Annotated in this window: 9 protein-coding genes; 5 read left to right on the forward strand and 4 right to left on the reverse strand. The window is 48.9% G+C overall.

All coding sequences use genetic code 11. The features are described from left to right. Nucleotides 1–23: 23 nt before the first annotated feature. Nucleotides 24–1001, forward strand: coding sequence for an alcohol dehydrogenase (locus BAA01_05340; protein ID OUM88524.1), 978 nt, complete (start codon nucleotides 24–26; stop codon nucleotides 999–1001). A 421-nt stretch (nucleotides 1002–1422) separates the two neighbouring features. Then, nucleotides 1423–1647, forward strand: coding sequence for a hypothetical protein (locus BAA01_05345; protein ID OUM88525.1), 225 nt, complete (start codon nucleotides 1423–1425; stop codon nucleotides 1645–1647). A 381-nt stretch (nucleotides 1648–2028) separates the two neighbouring features. Here BAA01_05345 and BAA01_05350 read toward each other — a convergent pair whose 3' ends face one another. The 4 genes from BAA01_05350 to BAA01_05365 are packed head-to-tail and all read right to left on the reverse strand — an operon-like array spanning nucleotide 2029 to nucleotide 13116. Further along, nucleotides 2029–5946 (reverse strand): helicase, encoded by a 3918-nt coding sequence (locus BAA01_05350; protein ID OUM88526.1) that lies wholly within the window; start codon nucleotides 5944–5946, stop codon nucleotides 2029–2031. A gap of 32 nt (nucleotides 5947–5978) precedes the next feature. After that, entirely contained in the window at nucleotides 5979–9230 is a 3252-nt protein-coding gene (locus BAA01_05355; GenBank protein ID OUM88527.1) for a DNA methylase, read from the reverse strand. Between the two features lie 25 nt (nucleotides 9231–9255). Then, the gene (locus BAA01_05360) at nucleotides 9256–9873 is read right to left on the reverse strand and encodes a hypothetical protein (protein OUM88528.1); all 618 of its coding nucleotides are present in this window, start codon (nucleotides 9871–9873) and stop codon (nucleotides 9256–9258) included. Between the two features lie 18 nt (nucleotides 9874–9891). Continuing rightward, nucleotides 9892–13116, reverse strand: a complete 3225-nt coding sequence (locus tag BAA01_05365; protein ID OUM88560.1) for an AAA family ATPase — start codon at nucleotides 13114–13116, stop codon at nucleotides 9892–9894. Nucleotides 13117–13296: 180 nt separating this feature from the next. Between BAA01_05365 and BAA01_05370 the strand changes: the two genes are divergently transcribed. Genes BAA01_05370 through BAA01_05380 form a run of 3 tightly spaced genes read left to right on the forward strand, consistent with a single transcriptional unit; the run spans nucleotide 13297 to nucleotide 19986 of the window. Then, on the forward strand, nucleotides 13297–14418 hold the full coding sequence (locus BAA01_05370; protein OUM88529.1) for a hypothetical protein: 1122 nt from the start codon (nucleotides 13297–13299) through the stop codon (nucleotides 14416–14418). Beyond that, entirely contained in the window at nucleotides 14415–17504 is a 3090-nt protein-coding gene (locus BAA01_05375) for a hypothetical protein (GenBank protein OUM88530.1), read from the forward strand. The genes BAA01_05370 and BAA01_05375 overlap by 4 nt, the downstream gene beginning before the upstream one ends. Further along, the gene (locus BAA01_05380) at nucleotides 17497–19986 is read left to right on the forward strand and encodes a hypothetical protein (protein OUM88531.1); all 2490 of its coding nucleotides are present in this window, start codon (nucleotides 17497–17499) and stop codon (nucleotides 19984–19986) included. Before BAA01_05375 ends, BAA01_05380 begins: the two co-directional genes overlap by 8 nt. Nucleotides 19987–20298: the final 312 nt, after the last annotated feature.

The following is a 20298-nucleotide window of genomic DNA, read 5'->3' on the forward strand; positions in this document are numbered from 1 at the left end:
TTGCAAAAAGGAGGAGACGCCGAATGAAAGCAATCCGTTGCCATCAGTATGGCGAACCGGATGTGCTGCAGTTGGAAGAGGTGGATACGCCGGTTCCCGGACCGCGTCAGGTGTTGATCCGGGTCAAGGCGGCCGGCGTGAATTACGCCGATGTGATGCGCCGGCGGAATATGTATGTCCAGCACACGCCGCTGCCGTTTATTCCGGGATCGGAAGTGGCCGGTGAAATCGTGGCGGTGGGACCGGAGGTTAAGTCGGTGAAGGAGGGGGACCGGGTGGTGACCCTCCTGGGACCCAAGTGTTCCGGATATGCGGAGTACGTGATCGGTTATGAGCCGATGCTCATTCCGATTCCGGAAGGATTGGATGAGGTTCAGGCGGCCGCCCTGCCGCTGCAGGGGTTGACGGCATATCACATTTTGAAGACTTCGGGACAGGTCAAGCCGGGCGAGACCGTGCTGGTCCATGCGGCTGCCGGCGGAGTAGGCACGCTGTCCGTACAGCTGGCCAAACATTTTGGCGCCACTGTGATCGCCACGGCCAGCACGGAGGAGAAGCTGGCACTGGCACGCTCTCTGGGCGCGGATCATACGATTAACTACACCGCCGCCGACTGGGACCGGCAGGTGCTGGAGCTTACAGGAGGCAAAGGTGTGGACGTGATTCTGGAAATGGTGGGCGGTGAGATCTTCAATAAAAACTTAGGGATTCTGGCCACGTTTGGGCGAATGGTGGTCTTTGGGGCGGCCAGCATGAAACGGAGCGCATTGGAGCCTTTCCGCCTGATGAACAAGTGCCAGTCCGTGGTCGGCTTTCTCCTCACCCCGGTCGTGGAGCGGCCCGATCTGTACCGGCCCAGCTTGCAAGAGCTGTTGCAACTGGTGAAGGAAGGCAGGTTGAAGCTGCATATCGGCGGCACTTTTCCGCTGGAACAGGCTGCGGAGGTGCACCGGATGCTGGAAGGCAGGCAGACGACGGGCAAGCTGGTGTTGATCCCGTGAGCGGGTGAACATGACATGATTAAGTGAAGATTGAGATAATCAATGTTAATCCTGGACTCAGTCATTTGCAGATACCGTCCGTTTACTCGAATGAAGTAACGGACGTTTTATTTTACGAAAAGAGGGGAGATGATGTTAGAATGATGGTAAACATTGCGAAAAAGGGGGGTTACCAGTGTCTGACCAATTATTATTAAAGAAACGCGTACCGAAGCGCCCCCGATCTCGTTTCCGAAGTGCTCTCTCCCATTACAGTCAGAACGAAAAATTTCCAAAAAAGCTCAAAACGAACGGTTTGGAGTACGCGAATACTGGATTGCCGATCCGGTGCATTACATGGAATGTTTCCTTATACCACTTGTGCACCATGAACTAGAATATGCAATAAGTTATAATGAAATGATGAGGGAGGTATTGAATCATGAGTGTCTCTATTGAGGAATTGGAACATTTACTGAGACATCTAAATGACAAGAATAAACTGGTTGCAAAGAGTTTTTTGTCCTGGCTTGTAGAAAAACAGTTCGATGATGAGGATGACATGTTGACTCCGGATGATATAGAAGCCATTGAACAAGCCAGAAAGGAACTGAATAACGGGGAGACCAAGTCATTGGAGGACTTAAAGCGTGAACTCCAATTATAATATTCGATTTACAAAGCAAGCAAGTAGAGCGCTAGGTAAATTGGACAAAACAACAGCTAAAAGAATCATTCAAGCGATTGAATCTTTGAGTTATGATCCCTATCATCATTCACAGACCAAGAAGATGAAGGGGTATGAAGGGCATTTTTTTCGTTTGAGGGTCGGAAATTTCAGGATAATATATGAGGTGATAGACAATCGACTTTTAATCGTCGTTGTAAAAATTGGTTCCCGTGGCGATGTTTACAAATAACAAACTGCCTTCTCTGGCCACAAACTTTTCCCAAATGGGTTAGAATCCTGAGTATGGTTTGATCCAGCCTGTAAGAGACCTTGTTCAAGTAGCCAATTTCAGCCCTTACAGGCGGAGCAAGGTGATAATTACTGGACAACTAACCGTGTTCTTTGTTCGGCCTCACGGTTTAAGCGTGCCACAACCCTTTTGATCGTCAGTTCACTTTTATTGCGTTTTAGTGATTCAGCCACACGTCTTCCGGCATCGGCGGCAGCTTTTGCTGCAAATTGTGGTACCTGTATGTGGCAATATTCACCAATACTTGGTATAGTCACATCATATACCAGATGTCGTTGGAATGAACTCAGGATTCGTATCGGGATGTTGGTTATGAGAATGCGTTCACGTTCATTAATTGTCGACTCGACGGCTTTGATCACTGTTCCGAAAACAGCCTGATCCCCATCTTCTCCAGCTTTGGTTTGTAGTAAGTCGCGAATGATCAAAAAGTTGAGTAACTCTTGTACAAGTGCGATACGAATGTTCTCCCGTTCGATCCGCTCTGCGGCAAGATTGGGTTCCAGTTCTTTTCTAACCAAACTGCGCAATTGATCGAACAATGGTTTAATTTCCTGTTCGCTAATTTCTTCGTCCTCGTTCAGAGAAATATGTTTCAGGTCATCCCATGACTGGATTAAGCGCACCTGGCGTATTCCATCTGTTCCCCGGCAAACGACAGCATAACCCACTCTATCCACACCGTTCATTCCTTCAACGGGGATGGTAATTCTCCGAACACATGAAGGTAGTTCGTAGTTTTGAATATGTTCAAGAATTTTCTCGAAATATGGATCTCCGTAGGAAGCAAAGTGAACTCTTTGTTTTCCATCAGTTAAACCTTCATCGTATAACTTTCGCGAGGCCGTCAATACGGTGCCGTCAGGCACACCAGGGATACCGCGTATTTCTAAGATCTCTTCCCCAGCTACTGTTTTCTTGGTACAACCACGGGATTTTAAATAACGGGATGTGCTGAGCGTTTCCCAGATGGCTTCCATCGTGACAGGAGCAGATGGATGTTGTGTATTATCAGTAAAATGTTGATATATCTCAAACAATTCATGGGCCGGTATCTCCATGCGTGCATGATGTTGGAGTTGTTCTTTCAGGCGATTGGTCGATATGATATAGAGTTCTTCCTCGGTCAACGTTCCTTCTTCAAGTTGACGAAACTCATCTGGTTTAACCGGAAGAAGAGAAATTTGTTGAGTACCGACGATGAGGTTTGCTTTTTGCAAACGTTCTAATAGACGTCTGTATACAATTTCTTCTGCACTTCCAGCATAGAAGAGGTTCAAGACATAAATATGCTGATGTTTTTGACCGATACGGTCAATGCGACCGATTCTTTGTTCAATCTTCATGGGATTCCATCCAAGGTCATAATTGATCAGCAGATCTGCAGTCTGTAAGTTTAAACCCTCTGCTGCGGCATCCGTGCAGACGAGAACATCGATTTCGCCACGCAAAAACCGTTCTTTCACTTCTTCGCGATCGCATGGGATCATTTGTTTTTGGTCTGGATCAAAATACTCAGCTCCCTTCCCAGAATAAGTCCCAATTCGCATGTGTTGGTCAACCCTGCGAAGACGCGAGACAATATCTAAAAGAGTGTCGTAGAAACGGGTAAAAACCACCGTTTGCCGGATTCGGCCTGTCGACTGGTCTTTGCGACGTTCCAGTTGTTCCAAAAGAACCTTCATTTTCGATGAATCGCCGGTGAGATCGTTCAATTGCTGAAGCATCTTTTGGATTTGGTTTCTTTCCCATTCTAAATCGGGCATGCTCCGTCCTTGCAGCAGCACTTGAAACACTTCAACATCATCTTCGTTGTCACCTTCATATACCACTTCGTTCAAGGAGAAGCTGTTTATTTCATCTTCGTTAGTTTTCCAATCAAAATGATGCTTCAGAGTGGCCTCCACTTTGTCCAAACGCCGCTTTAACGTCTCCCGGAGAGCATACAGGCTGGAGGCAAACCGCAAACGAAGAAAACTGAGATAGAAATTCACCATTTGCCGATGTTGGGAGTTCCCGTGTTTTTGTATTTGTGCCATTAACCCTTTGCAGTAGGTTTCCAGTTGGGCGTAAATGCGTTTTTCTAAGTCGTTGAATGCAATGGGTTCCATAGGCAGGATGTGACGTTCGGCAAGATTTTGCTGCAATCGGCCGTATTCCCGATACACTTCAAGCAATTTTCTGGTATGTCGCAACATGACTCGGGATAGCGGGGCTCCGCTGAAGATAATGCGCAACAAGAATTGCCGTTCTACACCTCTGGGAACATATCCATTTTCCAGCCAGCGGCGAATCGTGTGCCGGTTGCGATTGTCAATGACGTACTGTTCAAAATAACGCCAAAGCATCGGATCCTGTTCACGGATGCCTAAAATGGCACGGCGGAGAAAAGTCCATTCCCATTCACTCAATTCCTGTTCATTGAGAAGTTTTTCCAATGTTTGATAATACTCGAGTATCAGAGTGGGATCGAATTGAAACACCCCCACCCGATTGGTCAGGGCCAGCAAATCACATACTTCCACGGGATGGATCTGCATCGGGGTGGCCGTAGCCAACCACAGACAACGTGTTTTTTCTCTCAATGCACTTTGCAGTGTCGTATACAATTGTCCATATTCGGGATGTGCGCTTGCTCCTCTGGACGGATTGTGCCGCCGGGCTGCATGCGCTTCATCAACCAATGCGACGTCAAATGATTGCGCGTTTTTCAGTTCTTCCACCCGTTCCCTCCGGGGTAACAGGCCTGTTGAAACGATTACTAGATCTGGTTCGTAAATCGAACTGGCTGGCCGTTGTTCTTCATGAGGAAATTCATATTCGTGGGCCAGATCAGGAGTTGTGACGGCCCTACCAAACGACATGAGCATTTTGGTGGCCATTTGGCGTTGCCATTGTTTTGTCAAGCTGGCAGGTGCCGCGATCAAGATGCGTTTTGCCAGGCCAGACAAATATAACGAACGGAAGGCCAGACCTGCCTCGATTGTTTTTCCCAGACCAACTTCATCGCACAGGAGGTAAGAATAGGGCCACGTTTCGACCAAGCGGCGCACGACAACCTGTTGATGCGGCCACGGTTCTACCGGTGCCGTTTCCATGCCGACAAACCTTCCGTTCGGCATTTTGGGCCCATCCCGCAAGATCGCAAACTGCAGCCGTTCCAGTACGGAGGGGGTGTCCTCAACTGGCATGTTTGCAACCGGTGTGCCATCCACCTCTTTGGGAATCGTGATTCCTTCAGCAATTTGCAGCATTCTGCGTCGCACTGCTTCGGGAAGAGTCAGCACCGGCATATGAGGGAGCTTGCCATCCCATAAGTTTTCAAAATCTTCTACCGCCTGTTCAACCCGTTCTTTCTCTGTTTCGCCTTTCCAGTCGCAATGGATGTCAATGTTTTCTGCATTGAGCACCAATGCGTTTTTGGATTCGTTCAAGGAACCTGAACCGTATAACCGGTTTCCGTATTCGTCATACATAATGAACCACTTTTCATGGACATAACCATCTTCAACACTGTCAAAAGGCAAGGGTTCGCCGGTTTCCTTATGCAAGCGGAAAGCGACGCGAACCTCTAAATAACCGTGCGCGACCATCCAGGAAAGAAGAGAAACGCCATTCTGTACGCTTTCGGGCCACGATTCAAATTGTTTCAGTTCATCGTTCAATCGTGCTTCAAGTTGCTTCGCATCGCCTGCGAGAATCGCCTTGACATCTTCAGGAGCCAGATCGGCCCCGACAATGAGGCGCATTTTTCCGTTCCGTTGGACAAAAGAGGAAAAACCTTGGGAAGCGGCAGCCAATGAGGAAGAACGGAAATACCCGGCGACGCGGTCATAACGTACGGCCAGCTTGAGGGCTGGAATGTAGAAATCGTGCAATATATTGACCGGACGGCCATCGATCATGGTAGAGGAGGTTTTGTAAGACAGACGCCAAGAGTGTGAACGTAACCCTTTCTGTTCGTTAGGATCATGTGGGTTCGTCATGATTCGTTTCCACCTGCCTCCAACGACCCTTTTTACGACTTCAAGCCGAATAACATTGCCTCCGCTTCTTTCCTCAGCGTATCCTCAGACATCTCCGCTGCCCAAACGGAAAGCAGGTCCAGAATCACTTGTTCCTTTCCTTCCGCATGCTGTGCCAAATACGCACGTGCCACAGGCACATCTCCCTCACGATAACTCATAATCAGCCCGTGGAGGATGTCCCATTCCGTCTGTGGGTTTTCCAGCCGGCGTTTGTTGCGTTCTTCGGGTCTCGCTAAACGGAGTTTGGAATTTTTCCGCAGCAAGGGGGCGTGATAACCTGTCTCCTCTGCATGTTGATGCCGTGCTCGCCGGCCTTGATTTTCGTTGTTGATACCAATCATCCGTCCTTTGACGGTATACCCTGCTGGTTTTGCTTCCAAGCTGATGTTGAGGGAGCGGGACAGACTCAAAGCTTCATCATAAGGAAATTCGGACAGACCGAAAATGCCGTACAGGGTCAGCGCGATTGCCGTTTCTGGATTGAGATCCTCTACCTTCAAGCGGTTGTTGGTAATCCGCGCAACCTGATATTCTGCAACTACAGCGCTGGCTTCTCGCATGGCGCGCATTGGAGTTACCAGTTCGTCGCCGTCCAGTACGGGCCAATTCTCAGAAAGGACTTGCAATGCACGGCCGTAACTTGCGACCATTTCATCGACCGGATTTAACTTGAGTGGTGCAAACTCTTTTAGTCCTTCACGAACGGCTTCACGCACTTTCTGAGCGACGCCCGTGCCGCCAAATCCGGACCAGGTTGCGGGAACGTCGTTGGTTTCGAAACGCTTGCGACAGGAGAGGAAGATGGAACTAGCTGCAGCAGCCATGTTTTTTTGATGTGTTGATTCTGATGATTCCGATTCCACAGGTAGGGAGGTCGTGATCGTCCATCCGTTTTCTATTAACGAACGAGTCAATGCTTCCCAAGCTTCCTGTGTCTTGTGAGTAAACATGATTGTCATGATGCCATCATCTTTGAGAACACGGCGACATTCGGAGAAAATTTCACCCATCATTCGTTCATATTCTCGCGCCGCATTGGCTGAAGAACCATCGCGTGCCGGATTGGCCACAGCTTCATCCGTTTTGTTTGTCAGTCGTCGGCGGTAAACATCAGGATACAAATCCTGTAAAGTGCGCCGCTGCCAGACATAAAAGTAATCGGAGAGTTCTGCATACTGCACGTTGTTATAGTATGGGGGATCCATACAAATCAGGTCTACCGATTTTTCTGGCAAATCGGTATGAGCTGCTGTTCCGTGTAGGATGGTAACAGGCGGAGCCGAACCGTTTAATTTTTCATGCAGCGGCTTTAATAGCTCGGCAATGCCGGAATAAGCGTCAAGCACTTGGGAAAGCGCCCATGCAGCTCCGGAGTTGGGGCCGGTAAAGATCATTTCGCCAAATGTCCATTTCAGCGAAAAATCATGTCTGCCAAATGTTCCTTTAACGATGCTACGAGTATATTCCCACCTTGTCTGCTTGCTGTTATAGTCAAGCCCTTTATCAATCATAAATTGCAAATACGTCACGACGGCACGTCCGCGTTCTTCGCCCAGTTCATTTAGGATCTGGGGTTTGATGCGGTTTAGTTCTTCCACAAGGATCAGGTGGCCCAAAAGTTGACGCGGTGTAAACATGTCACACCAGCGGTTCATTCCAAAACGAAGCGGCTCTGCTGTTTTATGCCCTTGTGGAATACTTTCTGTAGGGATCAAGCCCATCTGTTCCCATTCCGGCCATTTCTCCTGCAAGCGCTTCTCAGCTTCAGCCAGTGCTTGCAAATCCCGTTCATTAGGCGGGCGGAAAAAGCGAACTTTTTCCGTTTTGACTTCGCCGGCTCTTTCCCCGCTTTTATATCGCTGGGGGTTTCCGTTTTTATCCAGCTTGGGTTGATAGCGAACAGCTACGACACAATACAATCGATCAGTCCAACGGCCATGGGGCGATTCTCCGCGTGCTTGAGCTTTGATCTCATCAGCAGGGATTGCCTGGCGGCAATGGACACACATCCCAACGCCATTATTTACCGTTGCAAAGTTTGGGTCTTCACCATTTGGACCCCGATTCCCTTTGACGCGGTAGGTTTCAAAACGTACCGTGCCACCCTGGGAACGTCCGTCCGTTACAATGCGAACCCCCCATTTGTCACCTTCTTTTGACAGCCAGCAAGTGTTCAATAGCGGCGCCTCACCACCGCAGTGTGGGCAAGTGACTTGGCGACAATAAAGCAATCCAATTTGGTCATGTTCAGGACCAGAAAATTGAGGAATTAGTTCTGGACATTTAGTGCAATGTTTGTACAGGTAGTTTAGTTCTTGTTTAGGTAGCGGAGAGAACGGTGTAACATCTGCCATATTTTTCCCAACATGTGATACGAGATGTTCTCCCCATTTTTTGATATCGGTAATCAGTCCTTCTCCAAACTTCACGGGATAATCGAGTGTTGCATAAAGAATGACATTAGCTACAGGATTTAAATCATTTGCAATTACGCTATAACCAAGACGTAATGCTTCAAATGGTATTGAACCTCCGCCAGCTGTAGGGTCGTACACTTTAATATTTGGCGAATTAAAGAACGGTTGATGCATAAAAGCCCTTCCATAACCGTACAAATCCTCGGGATCCCATTTTATTTCAGAATCAAGTATCTTTTTTACTTGATCGGTTTTGGCGAATTCAATCCGCTCATTTACATGGGCAGGATCGGCAGTGATGCGTTGAACAGGCAGGATTGACCCGATATCAGGTAAAGGTTCAGGAAATGGTTGAGATTCTTGCTCCCAACGTATAATTACCGGATGGTTTTTAAAAGACGGGTCAGTCGCACAAAGCTTTTGAATGATTTCCCTGTTTTTTGCCCGTCGTTCCTGCTCTTTTTTGATCCATTGGAGAACAGTATGATCAACCCTGATCCATTCTTCATGTGCATCATTTGTCTCGATGCGATTCACAATTTGACCTGTTAGTGTCCAAGGTTGTCCATTGACGATGGCCTGCACTTTTTCGATGCCAAGTTGCCGGAGAAACCACTCCGGATCAGTATATGCAGGCAAAAGAGAACCAAGTATGGCTGCCCGGCTAGGCGTCAGCGGGCGCCGTGCCCACCAAACATGTAAAAAGTAAAGAGGAGGGAGTGCAGAACTTGCACCCCGTTCCCGTTGCGTTTCGGCGCCGACCTGATGGCACGGAAATCCTGCTTCGATCAGACGTCGATCTTTGCGTTGCATGTGGCTGGTCATGATCGTTTCCCCTTTGCATTACCCCTCAAAATGATTTCCGAAGTTTTTCAAGCATCGTTTGAATCGATTTGTCTCCGGGTTGTCCTCCCAACATAATGCGCATGCCAGCAAGTGCCCAGCGGCTTCCGGCTGCTCCGTATTGTGTACTTCTGGTCAACCAATAGTTGGCTTCTTCAGCTGTGAAGCGTGCCACACGCCAAGCGATGAGCTCGACACGATCCATGTCCAATAAGCGTTCAGATAGTTTAAATATCAGGGACAGTTTGGGTCCGGTTGCATGGTCAAGCGGCAAGTTTCCTCGAAATGTGATCTGGCCATTGCCAAGAAAACGATGTAATTCTAATGGGGTCCCATCTTCGTCGCATACACTGGATAAGATTTGGCGAATGACAGGCAAACAGCGGCGCAGGGGTTGTCCGTATAACAAACCCCTGTCGCGTGTTTTGCGATTAGTTGCAGATGGATTGGTTTGTCGGTGATTATCTTCCGGATAATACCGTTCCTTCACTATCAGGACTGGGCTTGGTTTATCCTTATGTTCAGTGATCCGCAGTATCCAGGGCGCTTTTTTTTCAAGCGACTGGATCCGTTCCAGATCCTCCATCTCAAAATGGAAGCCATGTTCTTTCGTATTTTTGGCCATGGTTCTGTATGCTCCGATCTACGTTTTTTTGAGTTCCTGGATAAATGGGCAATTTTCATCCGGTTGCTCCACATCAAGGAAGGCTGCTGTGTAATCTCCCCGGCTCACGATGCCATCCAGTATTTCGAACAGTTCACCTAATGCCTTCATCGATTCCGGTGTCGCATTTTCCAGTCTGAGGGTGAGTGTTCCTCCGCCTGGAAGTAGCAGATCGAGGAATTCCATCGTTTTGATTTGAGTCCGGGCTCCTCTATTATAGAGGCTGCCGATGCGGCGAAGAAGAGGGAGGAGCTTGTCCGCACCTTCTTTTCCGCTTAGATGGAATCCACCTGCTGATGCTTGCTGCCATCCCTTTTGTTTTGCTTGATCAGGAGTGAACAACAGATCGCTTTCGTAAGGTACGTAAAAAGACGCCTCAAATCCTTGGATGAATTCAGGTTGTTCTGGCGTATAGACATCATATCGGGAAGCCACCAGTTTTCCTTCTTTGACAAGATCGATCACGGCCTCTTTTACTTCTTGGTCGGGGAACTGGCCGTATATACTCTGAACTTCGGTGATGACTTGGCCCAAGGTGCTTGTGCCCTTATCACTAATAATGTCCAAAACCACTTGTTGAACTTGTTGAGGATCATTCTTTTGCCTTTCTAACCATCCGCGTTGGTTGACGCCCTGTACAGTAATGAGCATATATCCAGGGGCTGAAAGATCGACATTTAATGGGATTTCTTGGTCCTGATGATATAGCTCGGATGGCGTGCTTTCCCCTTCCGATAAGCGATAAACGCACCATACGCCATTTTTGACCCCTGCTCGTATGATTTGTTCAAAAACGGCGGGTGACTCCAGAACAGGCCATTTTCGTACACAGTAGAAGTTGCGCCGCAGATTTTCTAAGGAAACCGTGTCTTCCAAGCTGAAAAACAGCTGGCGCAGATTGACCAGGTCCTCTTGTGTCGTGTGGCTGTGGGTGATCAGTTCCTTGTCTTGAACCAAAGATTCCCGGATGAGCTGTATAAAAGTGGCGCCTCCTTCGCCACCAGCCGTTTTGATGTCTTTGCGCACAATAAATCCAGTGGTAGAGGGATAGTAAAGCCCGGTGTAAATGGCTGAAACGGCGGTTTGCAACGCCTGTTCACGTTCGCTCCGACGCTCCTTAAAGTCAGATTCCTGCAGGCGGCGCGGGCTGATTCCATAGTTTTCAGGTTTTTCCGCAAGCGTGCGCATGGCTAACACTTGCCTGGCGACAAGTTCGATTCGTTGACGCGCTTCCTCTGCCTTGGTGCGATGAAGATTGTCCATGTCCAATTGTTCAGATGTGTCTTTTACGACGACTGTGTCCGGAACCAGAAGAAAAATCAGGTTTTGCTGTTCCCGTGGCCGGTTTGGCCCTTTCGTGGTGATCATCGCCTCGACATCGATGATCTCTGCTGTGGGTGAGACCACGCCCAAGACTGGTCTGCCTTTTCCATCCGGAAGATGTTCTGGAAGAGTTACATCATGTTCTATATGAAACAAATCGGAGTGATTGGAGATGATTTTGCGGGCGGTACCTTTAATCAACTCTTTTACTTGGTCGCGCTCCAGTGTTCTGCGGATTCTGGCTAACACACTGTTAATTGTCGGCTCTTCGCTTGCAAAATATCTCCCTTGTTCATGCCGAAGGTAAAAGGCGCTTTCATTGATTTCCTCCAAAGCAATGCGCACTTGAGGGGGTGTCAATCCGGGAAAAGAAACACTGAACAAGGCTTCTGATTCAGTAATCCCGAAGATTCTCGAGTTTAATCCTTCTTCCCGTCCTACCAGGCTGTGCAGGAAAACGGTTTTCCATGTGTATTCGTAGAGTGGATGGCCCTCCGGATGAGGGTTTCGTTGATCAGCCAGTTCTGCATTGCTGTGCCCGCCTTCTAAAGTACCGGTATCCACACCCCCTACATCTGCATTTAACACGTACAATAAATCTGAAGCGCCTGTCCGGCCGAGGATTTCATTGACCACCCGATCAGAACGCATGTCCAAGTGGCAAGTATGGATCATGGGTACAGGTTGCTGTTTTTGCCACAAACTACGCACGGCCATCGAAAGTACCCGCAGCACGCCACGGGTGCCTTGGAAATTTTCGGCGCTAGCCAATTTCTTGTTTAAAAAATCCACCAGTGACGGGTGGAAAGGGTAATTGGCAATCATGCGTTGACGCAGATTTTCGCTGACTGCTTCCTCCGGCAACAAGTGCGCGTTGCGCCGATACATTTCCATATATTTTTCAGCGACGGATTGGGCCGCTTCCCGATCCACGGATATAAACAGGCGCTTTGCAAAGACGGATGAAATTTCCGCCGCTTGTACGGGGGTAATCTGAACAGCATCCCGCGCGACCACGCTGGATACACCTTGAACGGCCTGTTCTCCGATGCTCAATGCATCGTCTTCACTTACTTCTTCTCCGCGCACTTTGCTGATGAGTTGTGCCAATTGCTTGGTCTGTTTGGAAAAAGCATCTGTCGCACTGGCCAGTGTCAGGACTATGGCGATCCCTGGTTGATTCCGCGCATATCCATGAAGGGCCATCAAGAATGCGGCAAGTTGATCCGCTCCGTTGGAACGAGCTGCCTCGAGACGTGCCGCATATTGAGCAAGCTCATCCAACATGATAAGAACCTTTTTTCCTTTGAGTACTTTATCAAAATAGTGTTTGCCTGGCGCAGCGTAAGAGTTGGCATCTTCTTCAACCTCACGGTACAACGATTCTCCACCGATTTGAAAGGCGATTTCTCCCCACAAAGTATACGGCACGAGGTCTCCTCCCCGGGGTTTGTGAACCGGAATTTCATCTCCGGCTACACCCACGACACAAATCGAATTTGGTTCCGGAAGAAGGGATGGGTCCAGTATATCTTTGACCACGTGCCGAAGTTGGGTGCCTTGAAATGCCAGGTGGGTACAAGCGATAAGTGTATGTGTTTTTCCACCACCAAAAGCGGTTTCGAGACGGTGGATTGCGGGTACTGTCATGTCGCCGTTTATTCTGCTGAAAATTTCAGTCAAAATTTGGCGGAGGCCTTGCGTTGGATAGGTTGCTTCCTGAAAGAATAGCTCTGCATTGGTATAAATGCTGTCCACTGCCGTACGTCCACTTCGATAATACTCGATGATAGGGCTAAGCGAGGCAGTAAAAATTTCCGGATTGAACATTCCAGCTAAAAGCTCTGGCCGAGGTTGGCATGTTTCGAGTACAGAGCGCACCTTGGATTTCCCTCCGTCGATGATGATCTTCTCATTGTTTTCGACATGAAAAAACAAAATCCTGCACCTCATCATAGAAGGGATATTTTTGTTCTAAGAACATTCATTCGGTGACAAACTTTTGTCAGAAAGTATTGGTATAACAGCAATAGATTAACTTTTACATATTGAGGTGAGTGGATGACGGAAACAAATATGGACTTAGGGCATATGGGTTTAGACCGGCAAATTGACAAGATGTTCTTGCTTCTGGCCATTGGCGCGAGGAAATGGCAGGCGGACATAACGCGGGTGCCTGCGGAATTGCATGAAGGGCATTTACGGTTGATTCGGTTCGCCGTCCAGCATCGCGTGCCTTATCCGGCCGATTTGCACGAGCTGCTTCAATGGCTGCATCGTCCCATAGCAGAATGGCCGCTTCCGCACGTGGCCGAGCGTTTTCCGGCGGATGAGCCGGTGCTCGTGGATTATGCGGGGTTATCTATCTTTTATGAAGAATGGTTGGAGGAAAACGTTTCTGTGGAAGAGTCGGAACAGAAAGTGATGCGCGAAATATTGAGCTATTGCCGGGAGGCCACGCCACCTCTGGAGCAGGCGTATCGAGCGATCCGCACTTTTTTGATTGAACATCCTGTGATTGAATTTATCAAGTTGAGAGCATTTCTTTTGTCGTTTGACAAGGAATTGCAAGAAAAAGTGCGGGATTGTTACGAAGAGATCAACCTGCCTTATCCCCGAATTTATTTGTGCCCTTATTGTGGGTGGACGTTGACAAACCGTGACGGCGAATGGGAATGCACGCGCTGGGTATGCAAGCGCAACAGCGATTTCACACACTTTAATGTGCTGGATACTTCCGGTCATCAGAAGTACTATCGGCTCACCAAAGGCATTCAAAAATATGTCCAAAACCCGGGGCTTGCCGAGCTGGCACTGGCGCGGAAGCTCGAAGAACGGGGATGGGATGTGGAACTGTATCCGGACGTGGACCGCGTGGATCTGCGCATCACAAAAGATCAGATGCGAAAAGAGATCGATGTGAAGGATTACAGCCACCCGAAGTTGCTGGCCGACTATCTTCTCGCCAAGATGGAGCAGGAAAATTGGGATAAGGATGTCATCTATGTCGTTCCGCAATATCAGGAGCGTTTTCATCCCGATTATGCGAAACGAGTTTTGCAATATCTCAGGCAGTCCCGGGAGAGATCCCCGCTGAGCGATTCCGCTTTTGAGGCTGCTGTCCAAGAAGTGCAAGTGATGGCGGAACGAGAATTTTTCATCCGTCTGGGGGAGGAATCATGAGGAAAAACGGGAGGCAAATAACGGAGGATTTGCGGAAACGATTTGTTGATTTGACGGGAGACCGGGATGCGGCGGAGATGATTTTTCCGGTCGAGCTTCTCTTATGGGGGTTTTACCAGGTTCATTCGGAGGGGAAGGCTCAAGAGGCGTGGTCGCTGATTCCGGGCTATGATGAGCCGATTTTGCCGGGGACGCACCGGGAGCTGATTGCCCGTTTGCGGGTGCTGTTTCCCACATTCCGAAACCGCCAGGCTTGGCACGATCTGATTCAGGAATATCAGGAGATCGATTTGAAGTACCGGCTGTTTGCCATTACACCGGAGGGATATCTTCAGAAAAACACCCCGGACTTCATTCCGGATCGGGAAACGGTCTACCGGCAAATTTTGGATAAGCCGATTCCTTTTCATGCCGTCGAGAATACGTTTGCCAAGCCGGGTCTGTTTGTTTATCAGAGATCGATCGATGGTCAGGTGCAGGAATTTCGCGGGGAGCTTTTTTCTCTCCCGAAAGTGGAAGGGAGAGTTAGGCGTCTGCCGCTTTACCGGTCGAAAAAACGCGTTGGCGGTTCATTTCCCGCGGACTGGATAGATATGTCCGAGGAGATGGATGAGATCTTGGGTGGGAGCCGTTTTCGGGATTTTGTCCGGCAAAGCCAATTTATACCTTTAGGGGACAAGCCATTTCAATATGCCGGAAACCTGCACATCGCCGGCGGCTTGGGCGTTGGCAAGTCCACTTTTATCTTGCTTGAAACCTACCGTCTGGTCAAAAAACATCAGGTGAAAGTGGGCATCATCGAGGGGTCGGTTGAAGGCGTCCTGGAAAAAGTTCGCGAATTGCGCAAGCTCGGGCTGAAGGCGGTTCCGATCATCGGCAGAAGCAACCGGACAGGGCATTTGGCGGAATTTTTATACTCGGTGAGCAAAAAGGCAGAGGATCTCACCTCGTTGCGGGAAGAAGCTGCGGACGAGCTCCGGTACCTGTCCGGAAAATGCGTTATTCACGCCTTGGCGGAAGATTTTGCTGGTGACCAGCACTATCCTTGCGCGGCACTTCAACAGGAAAAACAGAAGCGATTACTTTGCCCATTGTACGCGCAATGCGGCGTGATTCGTCCGGAATTGGAGCTTGTCGATGCGGATGTGTGGGTGGCCACCGCCCCCAGCGTCTTAAAGTCCCGTTTTTCGCCGATGGTTGATCCGTATCGAAGGACCTATTATGAAGCGATGTACCAATACCTCGATGTGATTTTTGTCGATGAGGCCGATCAGGTGCAAATGGCGTTTGATCAGGCCTTTATCGGACAATACGATTTGATCGGCAAGAGCGATGACTTGTTTGGCCGTTTGGTGCGGTCGACGGCCCCTCGCGTGGCCAGCGATCCGGGGTTATATTCACATACGCTAGTATCAAATTGGCTCAGTCACTTCGATTATCTTCGGAATATCGTCAATAAAATGTATCATTTGCTGTCCCGTTCCCCTTCTTTGGCATCGTGGTTGAAAAACCGCATCTTTCATGTCTACCGGATTTTACACGATGTGGCGAAACATCTTTGGGGTGAGAACTATCAAGAGCAGGCGGGTTATAAAATGTTGTCAGACTACGCAAAAGAACCCCTCAACCACCTTGTGCTTTCCCCGATTGTCGATCAATTGCTGAATCCCATCGATCAGCAGAGGAAAAAAAACCTATTGGCGCAATGTTTAAAAGCGATCGCGAACGAAGAAAAGCGATATGAAGACGAACCCAAACTGTTTCAGAAACTGGAGTTTTTCCTCTATCTGGCCCGCATTGACGAACATCTGCGGTATCTCACAACCAATCATCTGTATGTCAACCCGTATCTGAATTTGGAAGAAGAGATTGGGCAGATGTTTCGCACGACGCCGAGGGATTATCACCCCTTTATCAAGGACAGCATGACCGGCCTGTTGTTGGGATACCGTTACCTTGCTACGGACGGAGTCCGGGAAGGGCATTTCAAGCTCCTTGAATATAACGGGGTAGGCAGGGAATTGCTGAAAGACTGGCACCGCATTTATGAAGATGCCGACCAGTGGGAAGGGCCAGCGGTCGTGTTTTTGTCAGGGTCCAGTTACGCGCCCGGGTCGCATCATTTTCACCTCGACATTCCGGTTCATTGGCTCTTGATATCCCAGCGGGAGAAGCCTTGGATTGATCAGCGGTTGAGACTGATTCCCGATTTGGAAGCCAATCGCTACCTGTATGTGTCTGGCACAAGGCATCGGGAAGAACGGACGTTGGCGATTCAGAAAATGGTGCGAGATTTGAAGGGGACAATTGCCAGTGAATTGGCATACTGGCGGGACGAAAACCGGAAAATCTTGCTTGTAGTGAATTCGTACGAGGATCTTGAGGGCGTCCGTGAAGTGTTACAATCCGATCCAGACTGGAAAGATTGCTTTCGTCTGTTGTCCAGAGAGAGGGTGGAAGAGGGGCATTTCATTCCCAAACGGTTTATCCGAGATTTTGCGCAGGAAGAGGCGGACGTTTTGGCGGTGCCCCTGACGGCCGTAAGACGCGGTTACAACATTTTGCAACCGGATACCGGCCGTTCTCTGTTCGGCAGCGTCTTCTTCCTGGTGCGTCCATACCACGTCCCAGGGGATATGGCCTACATCATCCCGTCCTTACACGGTTACTTGCCTTCATATTTAAGGACGATCGGTTCGAAACGCCTTCAATACGAAGATGGGATCAAACACTTGCGGCATAAGAGTATTCAGTTTTTGGAGGATATGGTCCGCAAGCCGCAATTTTGGGCTCTCTTGGACGAAGATGAACGCCGGCTGTTGTCTTGGTACACCTTTATCCTCGTGTGGCAGATGATCGGCCGCCTGTTGCGCGGGGGCACCAATGCCCGCGTCTGGTATGTGGACAGCAAATTTGCCCACCCACATGGCGTACATGGGACAGGGGTAGAAGACAGCATGCTGGCTAGTTGGAAACAGATGTTGCAGGAATTGGCGGGCGACCTGATTGTGCAGGAACTCTACGGCCCATTTATGCAATCGATAGACCATTTGATTAACAGTGAAAGGGAGATAGCGGATGTCTAAAGTCATGCAATTGTACTCATTTCCCGTGGATTTGAAGTCCGTTCCTGAAATCCCGCTGTATGCTTTGTCCATGCCAAAACCGTGGCGGGATTATCTTGCTCAATTTAAAGAGGGGGAGTATAAGTACCGCTTTAAGCTGCACGGGTTGGGAGACAAACTGGAAGCTGTCTTTCCCAGCATTATTTCTAGCCATTTTTCAACACAAGTGGTGAAGGACGGGAAGCCTTGGATCATTGCGACGGAGAAGCTGGATTTGGATGTGATTACTCAGATGTTTCTAAGCTGGTTGAAAGTGAAGGCCGGCAACGGTGTCACTGATCCCGGTCTGCTTCGTCAGTTGCAGGAACTTCCGGATTGGGATTGGAGCACTTTTGATTTGGAACGGGATGTCTACGACGAAAGTATCTTGTACAAGGTGGTGCCGGGGCTGTTTGCCCATTCGTTTTGCCGCGAGCCGGTTTATTTTGATATCGGCGGCCAAGAGCTTTCATTCTATCCGATTGCTGCGGCGGAAAATGGGTATGAATGCATGTCCGAGCCCATCCAGCGAAAGGGAGGCGCTTTTTCATATGTCCTCCGATTGCGGTTGGTCACCCGCGGCCTTCGGGCGGAACAAAAGTGTCTCAACGTCAGAGTTGGTATTCGCCGCTTTGTGTTGCAACCAGTAATTGAAAAGAAGTACTGCTTATTGCGATGGCAAAAGCGGTCTTCGATCTATCTCTCCCTCAACAATCCTTACATAAAACAGGATCGAGTTTCATTTGCGAAATTGTTTGCTGTGCGAGACAATCGCCGGGAACAGGAACGCAAAACCAAGTGGGAGGATGAATTTGAAGAATATTGTTCCGACCTGGTCTCACGGCAACATTTGTCGACAGATGCCATTTATTGCGATCCAAAGGCGTATTTTCAAGGGGTAAACGGCATTCGAGCCTTCATCACCTATTCACCTGCCGCCTTTACTATCAACTATGGGGCGATACGCCCCGGTGCCGGCCTGTATGAGCGAAAAACACTTTTTGAGCGGTTTCAAGAAAGATTTCCGCAACTGAACTTATTGCCGCCTTTGCCTAGCATCGAGGTTCGGGATCGCCGGGAACGGAAACCAGTCCCACCCAAAAGGGATTCGATCTATACGCTGGAAGTTTGGTCAAAGGACATGGCGTTTTTTCAGGCCGTTTGTGAGCAGACTGGGGAAATCCTCGATACCTCTCCTTCCGAAACGTTGCCATCCTCTGTTTCCTTTCCCGTGGCGGATCCGGATACAGGCGAGATCCAGTGGGAACTGCGCGTTGTCCATAAGGATCCCGGTGTTATGGTATCCCCCTTGGACGACAGGCTGGCAACAGCGAAGGAAACGTTTAATCAAAAAGGAATCCAAAAAAGAATCGGCGAAATTCGCCGGTTTGTGGAACAGGCCAGGGAGAAGCCGATGATGGCGCTGGTGGAAATTGAAGATTATCCCAATCATGAGCAGCCAACGATGCGAAAAAATGACCCCAAACATGCTGTGAGGATCGGGATGTTGCGCACGGGACGAATCACGCAATTTATCCATCCTTTTGGGGATGATGAGCAGGAAAACACGGCACGGGTTCAAAACGCCCTTTACGATTTGTTTTCTGACCGGGGATTCTTGGATTCGAGGTGGCATTTTCTCCAGCATGATGCGATGATCGTGGGCTTTGATTATCTATATCCAAAGATAGAGTGGACGAGCGAAGAAGGGGCCAGGCTGTGGAAACGCGGTATCATTCCGATCATGAGCTGGGTCCGGAATGGCGAGGTTTATGTGAAAATCGGCCGGAGAAAATGGGAAACGTTTGACCGCGCATTGCTGAGTTTTGATCCCTATGCGATGAAGGAGCAAACGCTGGATCAAGGTTTGATTGAGGGGTATGTGGCGAAAGAGGTTCAAGAGATTCTGGCGCAAACCGAACAACAGGTGTATTTGTTTGTCAACGCCGCCCTTCGCCGCCACTTATGGCACAGATTGGCCAATGACCGCATTCAGCTGGATCAACTGCCATTTGAACACGCGTTTGCGGGTCAGGAAAGACTACGGGTGATCCGGATCAACACGACCGACGAGGTTCCTTACGCCGATGTGCCCAACGTGAAAGGGGAGCCGACGAGAGGTCAGGGATTGTTCAAGGATAGCCCTGGAATCTACTATAGTGTGGGTGCCAGACCCGACACGATGCAGATTTCCAAGGAGAAAAATAAGTGGGAGAATCCACGGACGATGATTGTCAAACAGCGGGTAGTGGAAATTATTCCATTAGGTTGTTCCACGGAAGAGGAAAGGGATCAACTGGCCATTCTGACCCATCAATTGCGGCAAGTCAGCCTAACATACAAGGAGCACACGATCCTGCCTTATCCGCTTAAACGGTTGCAGGCATTTGAGAAATATATGAAGTCGATGGATGAGGTTGAAACCGTGGATGGATTTGAGGAGTTGGGGGATGAGTCGGATTAGAATCTCGATAAAAAGCCTTTGTATGTTCTAGGATGAAACAACAAGACATTTGGAATTGAAAGGCGAGTTTCCATAGTTCGGCTTTCAACTTGCATATTTACATTTGTATTTGAATTGTATTTGGAGATTTGTATTTGGATGATTTAAGATATGAAACAGTATTTTTGATGTCGTCGATCGGCAATCATGCAAAAATCCTGGGAGATCGACGACACATTTATTTGGAAGTCTAAACATGTCTTCGATCCATGGAAGACGTGAGTTTCAAGGAATTTTGATTGTCCGTTATCTTCCAAAACGAATTAAAATCAT

It is taken from the genome of Bacillus thermozeamaize (assembly GCA_002159075.1).
In the GTDB taxonomy this organism is placed as follows: Bacteria; Bacillota; Bacilli; order ZCTH02-B2; family ZCTH02-B2; genus Bacillus_BB; species Bacillus_BB thermozeamaize.